This window comes from Alistipes provencensis (assembly GCF_900083545.1).
In the GTDB taxonomy this organism is placed as follows: domain Bacteria; phylum Bacteroidota; class Bacteroidia; order Bacteroidales; family Rikenellaceae; genus Alistipes; species Alistipes provencensis.
The window spans coordinates 212101-224107 of record NZ_LT559262.1; the positions used below are offsets into that span (position 1 = coordinate 212101).

Annotated in this window: 7 protein-coding genes and 1 tRNA gene; 3 read left to right on the top strand and 5 right to left on the bottom strand. The window is 58.7% G+C overall.

Features of this window, described 5'->3' with window-relative positions:
• The first annotated feature begins 26 nt into the window (after window positions 1-26).
• On the top strand, window positions 27-2894 hold the full coding sequence (locus BN5935_RS00990) for a putative LPS assembly protein LptD (protein ID WP_064976784.1): 2868 nt from the start codon (window positions 27-29) through the stop codon (window positions 2892-2894).
• 48 nt (window positions 2895-2942) lie between these two features.
• Here BN5935_RS00990 and BN5935_RS00995 read toward each other — a convergent pair whose 3' ends face one another.
• Both BN5935_RS00995 and BN5935_RS01000 read right to left on the bottom strand, forming a co-directional pair.
• Window positions 2943-3800, bottom strand: coding sequence for a nitroreductase family protein (locus tag BN5935_RS00995; RefSeq protein WP_064974439.1), 858 nt, complete (start codon window positions 3798-3800; stop codon window positions 2943-2945).
• Window positions 3801-3806: 6 nt separating this feature from the next.
• Window positions 3807-5048: a nucleoside permease gene (locus BN5935_RS01000; RefSeq protein ID WP_064974440.1), complete on the bottom strand. Its 1242-nt coding sequence runs from the start codon at window positions 5046-5048 to the stop codon at window positions 3807-3809.
• 136 nt (window positions 5049-5184) lie between these two features.
• Here BN5935_RS01000 and BN5935_RS01005 point away from each other — a divergent pair.
• Window positions 5185-5255 (top strand) — tRNA-Gln (locus tag BN5935_RS01005).
• A 498-nt stretch (window positions 5256-5753) separates the two neighbouring features.
• On the opposite strand, the gene BN5935_RS01010 is transcribed toward BN5935_RS01005, so the two are convergent.
• The 3 genes from BN5935_RS01010 to BN5935_RS01020 all read right to left on the bottom strand — a co-directional run bounded on the left by BN5935_RS01010 (window position 5754) and on the right by BN5935_RS01020 (window position 11207).
• On the bottom strand, window positions 5754-6719 hold the full coding sequence (locus tag BN5935_RS01010; RefSeq protein WP_064974441.1) for a hypothetical protein: 966 nt from the start codon (window positions 6717-6719) through the stop codon (window positions 5754-5756).
• A 141-nt stretch (window positions 6720-6860) separates the two neighbouring features.
• Complete coding sequence (locus tag BN5935_RS01015; protein ID WP_064974442.1) at window positions 6861-8942, bottom strand: M3 family metallopeptidase; 2082 nt, start codon at window positions 8940-8942, stop codon at window positions 6861-6863.
• An 81-nt stretch (window positions 8943-9023) separates the two neighbouring features.
• Window positions 9024-11207 carry a M3 family metallopeptidase gene (locus tag BN5935_RS01020; RefSeq protein WP_064974443.1) on the bottom strand — a complete coding sequence of 728 codons (2184 nt, stop codon included), beginning with the start codon at window positions 11205-11207 and terminating at the stop codon, window positions 9024-9026.
• 79 nt (window positions 11208-11286) lie between these two features.
• On the opposite strand from BN5935_RS01020, the gene BN5935_RS01025 reads away from it, so the two are divergent.
• Entirely contained in the window at window positions 11287-12000 is a 714-nt protein-coding gene (locus BN5935_RS01025; RefSeq protein WP_064974444.1) for an RsmE family RNA methyltransferase, read from the top strand.
• The last annotated feature ends 7 nt before the right edge of the window (window positions 12001-12007 follow it).

Sequence of the window (12007 nt, forward strand, 5' to 3'; positions counted from 1 at the left end):
CAAAGGTATGGAAAATTTTTGGGATTTTGGATAAAATTAGGGTAAAATATCTCTTGTCGGCAACGGTCCTGCTCCTGTTTGCCCAGATCGTTCTGGGCAGCGCGGCAGCCCGCGCGGCGCTCGACGGCCCCGCATCCGACTCCCTTCCGAATCCCCTCCCCGCCGACACCGTGCGCCCGCTTCCGGACAACGAGCGGGCCCCGTTCGTCACCCCCTCGCGGCGCGAGGCCCGCAGGCAGGCCCGTGAAGAGGCCCGGCGGCGCGCCGCGTTCAACGCCCTTTCGCAGGAGGAGCGCGACTCGCTTTTCTCGTCGCAGATCGATTCGCTCGTGGCCCGCAAAGCCGATTCGCTGGGCATCTCCCGCCCCGACTCGCTCGCGGTCGACACGCTGCACCGCGATTCGGTCAAGAAACCGCGGCCTGCGGGCGCTTTCCTCGACGACCCGATCACGGGCAAGAACACCGACTCGCTGGTCTACGACGTGCGCAACAAACTGGTATACATCTACAATCAGGGCGACGTCACCTACCAGAACAGCAACCTCAAGGCCGACTTCATGCGCATCGACATGGATTCGAAACTGGTCTATGCCTACGGCAAACCCGACTCGGTGGACGGCAAGTTCGTCATTACCAAACCCGAATTCTCCGACGGTTCGGCCTCCTACCAGATGGACACGATCACCTACAACCTCGATTCGAAGAAGGCCAAGATCAAGGGTGTGGCCACGCAGCAGGGCGACGGCTGGCTGGTGGGCGGCAGCGTGAAGAAGATGCCCGACAACACGATCAACATCCAGCACGGCAAATACACCACCTGCGACGAAACGGACCACCCGCACTTCTATCTGGCGATGACCAAGGCGAAGGTCATTCCGGGCAAGAAGGTCGTCACCGGCCCGGCCTATCTGGTGATGGAGGACGTGCCGATCTACTTCCTCGGCATCCCCGAGGGCTTCTTCCCGATCAACATGGGCCCCAAGTCGGGTCTGCTGATGCCCACCTACGGCGAGGAGTACTCCAAGGGATTCTTCCTGCGCGATCTGGGCTACTATTTCACGCTGGGCGAATATGCCGACCTCGCGGTACGCGGCGGCATCTACACGCTCGGTTCGTGGGAGGCTTCGGCCGCCTCGCGCTACATCAAGCGCTACAAGTACAGCGGCAGTTTCAACATGCAGTACTCCAACGTCAAGACGGGAGAAAAGGGCGAGGACGACTACATCAAGCAGAGCAACTTCCGCATCCAGTGGACCCACTCGCAGGACGCCAAGGCCAACCCGGGTTCGACCTTCTCGGCCTCGGTGAACTTCGCCACCAGCGGTTACAGCCGCTATTCGGCCACCAACCTCAACGACATCCTCGCCACGCAGACCAACTCGACGGTCTCCTATTCGAAGAACTGGGCCGGAACGCCCTTCTCGCTCTCGGCCAACATGGCCATCTCGCAGAACTCGCAGAACAAATCGATCTCGGTAACGCTGCCGACGGTGGTGTTCAACGTCTCGCGCTTCTACCCTTTCAAACGCAAGGAGAAGACCGGCAAGGACCGCTGGTACGAGAAGATCTCGATGCAGTACACGGGTAAGATGACCAACTCGGTGACCACCACCGAGTCGGAAATCTTCTCGAAAAAGACGCTCGAGAACATGAAGAACGGCATCGAGCACTCGATCCCCGTCTCGGCGTCGTTCAACCTCTTCAACTACATCAACCTCTCGCCGTCGGTCAACTACAACGAGAAGTGGTATTTCAAGAAGGTCGAATTCGAGTGGAACCCCGTCACGAACCAGACCGACACGCTGCCCACGAACTACGGTTTCTACCGCCTCTACAACTACAATCTCAGCGTCTCGGCCTCCACGACGGTCTACGGCATGTACGACTTCACGAAGAAGAGCCGCAACCGCAAGATTCAGGCGATCCGCCACACGCTGACCCCCTCGATCGGCTTCTCCTACGCCCCGGACTTCAGCGACCCCAAATACGGCTACTACAAGACCCGCCAGACCGACTCGACGGGCCGTTTCACGACCTATTCGCCCTATGCCGTCAACGCCTACGGCGTCCCCTCGTCGGGCCGCTCGATGTCGATGAATTTCTCGCTGTCGCAGAACCTCGAAATGAAGGTGCTCTCGAAGCGCGACACCTCGGGCGTGAAGAAGATCAAATTAATCGACGAACTGCGCATCAGCGGCTCATACAACTTTCTGGCCGACTCGATGCGGCTGTCGACCATCCCGATTTCGTTCCGTACGACGCTGTTCAACAACTTCGGCATCAACCTCTCGGCGACGCTCGACCCCTACCGCGTCTCGCCCGAGGGAAAACGCTACGACAAACTCTTCTTCCCGGGCCGCATCGTCTCCACGGGCTGGTCGTTCGGCTACACCTTCAAGTCGCGCGCCGACAAGTCACAGCCGGCCATCAACGACATCACGTCGATCCCTCCGGAGTATATGAACCCGTTCTTCGACCCCTACGGACACATGGACCCCGTGCTGCGGCGACAATACATGGCGCAGAGTTACTACGACTTCTCGCTGCCGTGGAACTTCGGATTCAACTACTCGGTCAACTACTCGATCTCCTACGTCAATAACGGTACGACGGGCTACCGCAAGAACGTCACCCAGACGGTCGGATTCAACGGTTCGCTGACCGTCACGCCCAAGACCGGCATTAACTTCCAAGGCGGTTTCGACATCAAGCAGCGGAAGCTCACGACCTCGTCAGTCTCCATCACGCGCGACCTCCACTGCTGGCAGATGTCCTTCTCGTGGATACCGTTCGGCTACCACCGTTCGTGGAGTTTCAACATCGGCGTCAAAGCCGCGTCGCTCTCCGACCTGAAATACGACAAGTCGCAGTCGATGTACGACAACATGTACTAAACGAAAAGCGGCCCCCGGTCGGGCCGCTTTCTTTGTCTCGTCCTTATATTATAGATGCGCCACCTCCGCCGGTTCGCGGTCGATGTAGTTGGGATAACGGAACTGAGGCATCCCGAGGGCCATCACCGCACAGATGCGGCGGCCTTCGAGCCCCAGCATTTCGGTCAGCCGTCCCGTCTTGTCCTGCCGGAGGGCCGTCAGCACGAAGCCCATGTAGATTTGGCTCACGCCCAGCGCCTCAGCCATCAGCGAAGCGTTCTGGCAGGCCAGATTTGCATCTTCGCTCCCGAAGCGGTTCGCCTCCGGAGCATGGATGAACAGCACCGCCGTCGCGCCCCGCAATATGCGGTCGCGGCCCTCGGCATATTCACGCCGCAAGCGTTTGAAGACGGGAACATAGCGGTAGACACCCGGCACGATACGGCTCAGCCACGGCCGCACGAACGGATTCAGCAGCCGTTTTTCCAGTTTGCCGAACACCCCGAGCGTATACTCGGTAATTCCCCGCAGCATCGCCGGGTCGGTCACCAGCGTATAGCCCAACTGCCGGGCGTTGCTGGCCGTCGGGGCCCGGTCGGCCGCCGCGACGATGCGGTCCAGCATCTCCTGCGGCACGGGAATTTTCTTCAAGGCCCGGTTCGACCGTCGCACGGCCAGCAGCAACTCCACCTGCTCGGGCGTCGGCAATGCGGCGTAATCGGCAGCATGCACCCGCTCGGGCGGGAACAGCTCGTGCGCCACCGATCCCGTGGGACAGACGGCCACGCAATGACCGCAGCCGATGCAGTTCTCGGGCTTGCACAGCGTTATCACAGCCCCGGCCTTCTCCTGCTCGAAAATCTGCGAAGGACACACCTTCACGCAATGGCCGCAGCGGATGCAGCTCTCCCGAACCGAAATATCCATCGGTTTCTAATGTTTCACCCCTACCATTTCGGCGGAGTTGTGCTTGTATTTGAAAACAAAGGCGAAAACAATGGCCACCACGAGGGCATACCCTGCGAAGATGAACCACGAATCGGGCCAGTGGAAGGCATCCACCACGGCGCCCGCGGCATACGAACCGAAGAAAGCGCCGAAACCGTTGGTCATAATCATGAAGACGCCCTGCGCCGAAGAGCGTATCTCACGGCTGGTCTCCTTTTCGACGAACAGCGACCCCGAGATGTTGAAGAAATCGAACGCCACGCCGTAAACGAGCATCGAGAGGATGAGGAACACGGCCCCCGAGCCGGGATTGCCCACGCCGAAGAACCCGAAGCGCAGCACCCAAGCCAGCATCGAGATCAGCATCACCTTCTTGATTCCGAAACGCCGGAGGAAGAACGGGATCAGCAGGATGCAGAACGTTTCGGACATCTGCGACAGCGAGAGCAGGATCACCGAGTGCTTCACGATGGCCGAATCGGCATACTGGGACATCGTTCCGAAATTCTGGATATAGCTGTCGCCAAAGGCGTTGGTGATTTGCAGCGCGGCGCCCAGCAGCATCGAGAAGATGAAGAAAATGGCCATGCGCTTCTCCTTGAAGAGCGCGAAGGCGCGCAGTCCCAGCGTATCGACCCACGACCGGTTGCGCACACTGCGGTCGACGGCACACCCGGGCAGCGTGAACGAGTAGACGGCCAGCACGAACGACAGCAGTGCCGAAACATACAACTGCCAAGCCGTGAGCTTGATCTGCACGCCTCCGATCTGGACCAGATCGACGAACCACATCGCGGCGATGAATCCCACGGTACCCCACACGCGGATGGGCGGGAAGTGCTTGACGCTGTCGAGTTTGGCCAGATCGAGGGCGTTGTAGGCCACGGAGTTCGACAACGCAATGGTCGGCATGTAGAACATCACGCTCAGCAGCATGCAACTGTACAGCGGCGCATAGTCCGTCTGCGAAGCCGCGGCGATCAGGAAACCGCCGCTGATAAGGTGGCAGATTCCCAGCAGCTTCTGCGCCGGGACCCAGCGGTCGGCGATTATTCCCATCACGGCGGGCATGAACAGCGAGGCAATACCCATCGTTGCGAAGAAACTGCCTATCTGCAATCCGGAGAATCCGAGCCCCCCGATATAGGCACCCAGCGAGATGAGCCACGAACCCCAGATCGCATACTGGAGAAAGTTCATGACGATAAGCCGGAATTTAATTCCCATAATTTTCTGATTTAGTATAAATTTAAAGTTTCAAGCGGTTTCCCGTTGCGGGATTAAAACAAATGTACGAAAATTTTTTCGGAATTTTCTTTGCATTTGAAAAATAAAGTCCTACTTTTGCATCACCAAAATCTACTGAGCTATGGTGTAATGGTAACACAACAGATTCTGGTCCTGTTATTCCAGGTTCGAATCCTGGTAGCTCAACTCAAAAAGGATGCCTCGAAAGAGACATCCTTTTTTTCGTTTTCAGGCCCTCCCGCCCCGATTCCGGCACGATTCTGGCGGGTATCCGTAAACAAGCCGTCCACGGCTTTTCCCGCGAAATGCACGTTTCGATAAACGGGCCGGCAAGTACAATTCCGTTTCGAATACCGAAACATACAATATTTTATACACGCATTTCGTGGCAAATACCCCGTTTGGTCACAACATACACGAAATCAGCCGATTTAAAAACATCATTTTTTCGGTACGCGCCTTGATTCCGCGCCTCGAACGCTGTATGTTTGTATCAAGTTTCGAAAGGAGCTATGAAGAATTCATTTGCATGGAGTGACGCCCACAGAAGTTGAAAGGATTGCCGAATATTGACGCAACCACTGTTCATCAATCCGGAAGGCTTCGAGGGGGAGAGTTGGGAAACTCTCCCTCTTTTCTTTTCCCGTTCTCTGCCGCCGTCCCCGCCGCTCCTGCCGCCGCGTGCTACTCCAACCGTCCGAGGATCTCCCGCTGGCGTTTGAAGTGGTGGATGCGCGACAATTCCCCGGTCCCGGAGATCAGCGAGGCGAAACGCCGCTGGTTGCGGACCCACCTCCTCACATACTCGTACATCATCGGATCGAACGTGTGCATGGAGTTGAGCGAAAAGAGCGCGATTCCGGCCACTTTGTAACGTTCCGACGAGATATAGGCATACGACGCTTCGAGGTCCACCTCCGAGAGGTAGAAATTGACCTTGTTGCCGTTTTCGTATTCGCCCTCGGCGGCCATCTTTTCAAAATCCCGTATCAATTCGGACAGCTCCTTCTTCAGCAGGGCCACGCTCTGATCCGAGATCAGGTGCATCGCCCTAAAAGCCCGGATGGCGTTGACCCAGTGCGTGAACCCGCTTTCGTCGAAGATGACGTGCGACTGGGCCACCAGTTGGACGCTCTGCACATATTCCAAGGCATTGCGGCGCAGCGAAGGCGACAGTTTCAGCTCCTCGAACGTCGGCACCGACACATCGCCCATCTCGTGCTGATACAGCGACTTGAAGAGCTTGAAGCGCGTCAGGTTCTCGTACTTGAGGTAATATTCGGCCGGAATGGAGTTGACCGCCGAGGCAAAGACCGTCGTGGGGTCGGATGCTATTTCGCGGAAAAAGCGGATGTTCTGCCCGAGAATTCCGTTGTAGAGATCGAGCGAAGCGTCGAATTCGGTAAACGCCAAGCTGAAAAGGGCATTCCCTCCGACGGAGGAGCCCATGACGCCGTCGAGCGAGAAACGCAGGTGCGCGCTCAGCGCACTGGCCTCACCGAAAGTGAACCGCACTTCGCCGCGCATGCGGCGGTATGCGGCTTCGCGGCCGATATTGAGTACATCCATCAGCACCGACGCCGGCGTCGAATCCGGCGGCGTATGGGCATGGATCGCCCGAATCAACGCGGTATTCGATAATTCTGTCATAGTCTTGTCGTAAAATAATTCTCTGTCCCGGGGACAAATATACAAAAAAAACGCGAGAATATAACAAATTCGGACACCCCGTGCAAAAAGGGAGGAGAACCCGTGGGGGGTTCTCCTCCTTATATAAACAGTGTCGGACGACTATTTTCCGAGCCCCATTTTCTCGATCAGGGCCTTGGTTTCGGGCTTGTGACCGCGGAACTTCTCGTAGAGCTTCATCGGATGCTCCGTACCGCCTTTCGAAAGGATGTTGTCGCGGAACGACGAGGCCACCTCGCGGCTGAAGATGCCTTTCTCCTTGAAGAGCGAGAAAGCGTCGGCCTCGAGCACCTCGGCCCACTTGTAACCGTAGTAGCCTGCGGCGTACCCGCCCGAGAAGATGTGTCCGAACGAGGGCGCCATCGCGGTTCCCGCAATGACGGGCATCACCTGTGTCGGAGCCATCGAAGCTACCTCGAACTGCTCCACGTCGCCTTCGAACGGCTCGGTGAGCGTATGCCAAGCCATGTCGGTCATGCCGAACGAGAGCTGGCGCACGTTGGCGTAAGCCGCCAGATAGTTCTGCGCAGCGACGATGCGGTCGACGATCTCGGCCGGGATAGGCTCGCCGGTCTCGTAATGCACGGCCCACAGGTCGAGGAACTCCTTCTCCGTGGCCCAGTTCTCCATGATCTGCGAGGGCAGCTCCACGAAGTCGCGGTAGACGCTCGTTCCGGTCAGCGACTCGTACCTGCCCTCGCCCAGCATGCCGTGAAGGGCGTGGCCGAACTCGTGGAGGAAGGTCTCCATTTCGTCGAAAGTCAGCAGCGAAGGCGTCGTCTCGGTGGGCTTGGTGAAGTTCATCACCAGCGACACCAGCGGACGGGTCTCCACACCGTCCTCGATCTTCGTACCGCGGAACTCGGTCATCCACGCACCCGAACGCTTCGAGGCACGGGGGAAGAAATCGAGGTAAAGCACCGCCATGAAGCGGCCGTCGGCATCCGTCACATCGTAAGCCGTCACGTCGGGGTGGTAGACCGCGATCTTCTCGTTGGGTGTGAAATTCAGTCCGTAGAGTTTGTTGGCCAGCATGAAGACGCCCTTCTTCACGTTCTCGAGTTTCAGGTAAGGCTTCACCAACTCGTCGTTCAGGGCATATTTCTCATCCTTGTATTTCTCGGTGTAGTAAGCCCAGTCCCAAGGCATCAGCTCGCCCTTGAAGCCGAGCGACGCGGCATAGTCGGCGACCATGCGGTAATCGGCGTCGGCATAGCTTTTGGTTTCGGCGAGCAGTTCGGCAAGGAAATCGTTGACGGTCTTGGTGTTCTCGGCCATGCGGTTTTCGAGCACATAATCCGCATAACACTTGTAACCCAGCAGGTTGGCAATCTTCAACCGCGTGTTGACGATCTTCTTCACGATCTCCGTGTTGTCGAACTGGCCGCCCAGCGCCTTGGAGCCGCTGGCACGCCAGAGCTTCTCCTTCAGGGCGCGGTTCGACGAATAGGTCATGAACGGCAGGTAGCTGGGGTACTGGAGCGTCACCGTCCAGCCCTTCTCGCCGCGGGCCTTGGCCTCGGCGGCCATCCCCTCCTTCACGAATGCCGGCAGCTCGGCCACCACCTTCGGATCGGTAATGTTGAGCGTAAAGGCGTTGGTCGCCGCGAGGGCGTTCTGCCCGAACTGCAGCGTCAGCGCCGACAGCTCCGAAGAGTACTGGCGGTAGAGCTCCTTGTCGGCGTCGGAGAGAGCCGCGCCGCTGCGGGCGAAACCTTTGTAGGTATCCTCCAACAGTTTCTTATCCTCTTTCTTGAGGCGTCCCGGATGCTCATAGACGTATTTCACGCGGGCGAACAATTCGGGGTTGAGCGAAATGTCGTTCGACAGCTCCGTCAGCTTGGGCTGCACGCGCTGTGCGATCTCCTGCATCTCGTCCGACGAATCGGCTTCGAGCAGGTTGAAGAAGAGCCCCGAGATGCGGTTGAGCAACTCGCCCTGACGCTCCAGCGCCACGATCGTGTTGCCGAAGGTCGGCTTCTTGGGGTTCTTGACGATCGCCTCGACCTCGGCGCGCGAGCAGGCGATTGCGGCGTCGAACGCCGGCTCGTAGTTCTCCAGCTTTATCTCGGAGAACGGCGGGGTCTCGTGGGGCGTATCCCACGCCGCGAGCAGGGGATTCGACATATCGAGTTCGGGCAGTTGTGCTTTGGGAATCGAATTGTCGGCACAGCCTGCCGCCATAGCGGAAACAGCCATAATAAACAGTACTTTTTTCATTTTTTATTTCGGTTTGCGGTTTCTTTCTGAATGGGTTTCGTCCGGTCAGTTTTCGGGAACAGCCTTTACGCGGAAGCCTTCGGCAGGCTCAGGCGAGCCGGCCAGCGAATCGACCGGCTCGGGGTCGGTCCACAGCCCCCGGCTGCGGAGCATCGCCCGCTTGTCGGGGTCCTTGCCGCGGAAGTCGCGGTACATGGTCATGCCGTCCTCCGAGCCGCCGCGGGCGAGGATCTTGCGGCGGAAGTCGTCGGCGATCTTCTTGTTGAACAAATCGCCGCTCTCGCGGAAGGCTTCGAAGACATCCTTGTCCAGCACCGCAGCCCATGTGTAGAAATAGTAGCCCGCGGAATATCCGCCGTCGAAGATGTGCGAGAAATAGGGATAGTGGTAACGCGGTTCGATCTGCGGGATCAGCCCCCGCTTTTCGGTCAGGGCCTTGCGCTCGAATTCCGTCGGGTCGAACGGTTCGTATTCCGGGATCGAGTGGATGTCCATGTCCGAAAGCGACGCGGCGATCAGTTCGGTGGTCATGAAGCCTTGGTTGAACAGCCCGCTGCGGCGCAGCTTCGCGACCAGATATTCCGGGATCACCTCGTTCGAACGGTAGTGCACGGCGTACTGCTTCAGCACCTCGGGATCGAAGGCCCAGTTCTCCATCAACTGCGAGGGCAGCTCCACGAAATCGCCCTCGACCTCCGTGAGACCGCGGTATTTCACGTCGTGGAACAGGAAATGGAGCGCATGCCCGAACTCGTGGAACAGCGTTTCGGCCTCGTCGAGCGTCAGCAGCGCCGGGGTGTTCGACGTGGGACGGGTGAAGTTGCAGACGATCGACACCACGGGCGCCACGCGCTTGCCGTCCTTGTAAGTCTGCTCCACATAGTTGCCGCACCACGCACCCTGACTCTTTCCGTCGCGCGGGAAGTAGTCGAAATAGAGCACGCCCAGATGCGATTCGTCGGCGTCGAGCACCTCGTAGGCAATGGCATCGGGGTGGTACAGCGGCACGACAATGGGGCGGAACGTGATGCCGTACAGCCGGTTCGCCAGAAAGAAGATGCCTCCCTGCACGTTCTCCAGCGAGAAATAGGGCCGCAACTGCTCCTCCTCCAACTGGTATTTCTGCTTGCGGACCTTCTCGGCATAATACCACCAGTCCCACGAAGCGAACTCCCCGTCGGGATGATCCTTCTTGAAGAGCTCCTCCATCTCGGCCAGCTCGCCCTTGGCGCTCTCCAGCGCGGGCGTCCAGATCTCGTTCAGCAGTTTGTAGACGGCGTCGGTCGTCCCGGCCATCTCGTCGGCCACGACGTAGTCGGCATACGACGGATAACCCAGCAGATGGGCCTTCTCCGTGCGCAGGCGGATGAAATCGTTGATCAACTGTTTGTTGTCATACTCGTCGCCGTTATTGCAGCGATTGAGATACGCCTTGTAAATCTCCTCGCGCAGCTCGCGCTTCTGGGAGTAGGTCAGGAACGGGATCAGGCTGGGTTTGTGCAGCGTGAAGGCATACTTGCCCTTCTTGCCCATCGCCTCGGCCTTTTCGCGGGCCTGATCGCGGGCTGTGGTCGGGATACCGTCCAAATCGTTCGACTCGAGCATCAGCGCGTAGTTGTTGTTCTCGGCGAGGATATTCTGCCCGAACTTCACCGACGTCAGCGACAGTTCGCCGTTGATGGCCTTCAGGCGGGCTTTCTGTTCGGCGTCGAGCAGCGCCCCGGCGCGCACGAACTTGCGGTAGGTCTTCTCCAGCAGACGGCTCTGTTCGGCGTCGAGTTCCAGCGCGGCGCGGCGGTCATAGACGGCCTTCACCCGCTCGAAGAGCTTTTCGTTCAGGAGTATCTTGTCGGCATGCGCCGCCAGCAGAGGCATCACCTGTTCCTGCAGGGCCTGCATCTCGGCGGTGTTCTCGGCCTCGCACAGCATACCGAAGATCAGCCCTACCTGCGCGAGCATCTGCCCCGAATCGTCGTAGGCGAGGATGACGTTTTCGAACGTCGGCGCGTCGTTGTTCGACGTGATGGCGTCGATCTCGGCGTCGTGCAGCGACATGCCGCGCTCCAGAGCGGGCAGGAAATGCGCGGGAACGATCCGGTCGAACGGCGGCACCCCGTAGGGAGTGTCCCACTCGGTGAAAAAGGGATTTTCTCCCACGGTTTTATCAGACTTGCAGGAGGCGAGTGACATGGCCAGAAAAAGTGTTAAGAAAGCGGTAATACGTTTCATCCTGTCGTGTTATTTTAGTAACTTTGCCGCATATTATTTACAAAGTTACAATAAAATTCCCAAAATAACGCCTCCGATCATGCAACTATTTTACGCACCGGACATCATGCCGCCCCTGCACACGTTGGGCGAGGAGGAGTCGAAACACTGTGTCCGCGTACTGCGTCTGCGGAGCGGCGGGCGCATCCATATAACTGACGGACGGGGCAATTTATTTTGCTGCGAGATCACCGACGACAACCCCAAACGCTGTACGGTACGGGTTGTCAGCACCCAACATGAGTTCGAAAAAATGCCCTATGCGCTGACCCTCGCTGTCGCGCCGACGAAAAATCCCGACCGCTTCGAATGGCTGCTCGAAAAGGCCACCGAGGTCGGAACGACCGAATTCCTGCCCCTCGACACGGCCCACAGCGAACGGCATGTCTTCAAGCCCTCGCGGGGCGAGAAGGTCATCACCGCGGCGATGAAACAGTCGCTGAAAGCCTACCGTCCCGAACTGCATCCCCTCACGCCGTTCCGCGAGGCGGTGCTGCGCCCCTTCGAAGGGCGTCGCTTCATCGCCCACTGCACCCCGGCCCGGTCGCCCGAAGGCAAGGCCTACCTGCCCGACACGCTCCGCGCGGGCGAGGCCGCTGCGGTCTTCATCGGCCCCGAGGGGGATTTCTCACCCGAGGAGATCGATTTCGCCCTCGCCAACGGATTCGAGGAGGTCACGCTCGGCACCCAGCGTCTGCGCACCGAGACAGCGGCCCTCGTGGCAACAGTCATGGCCTCGGTCGTCAACGGATAACCCCACG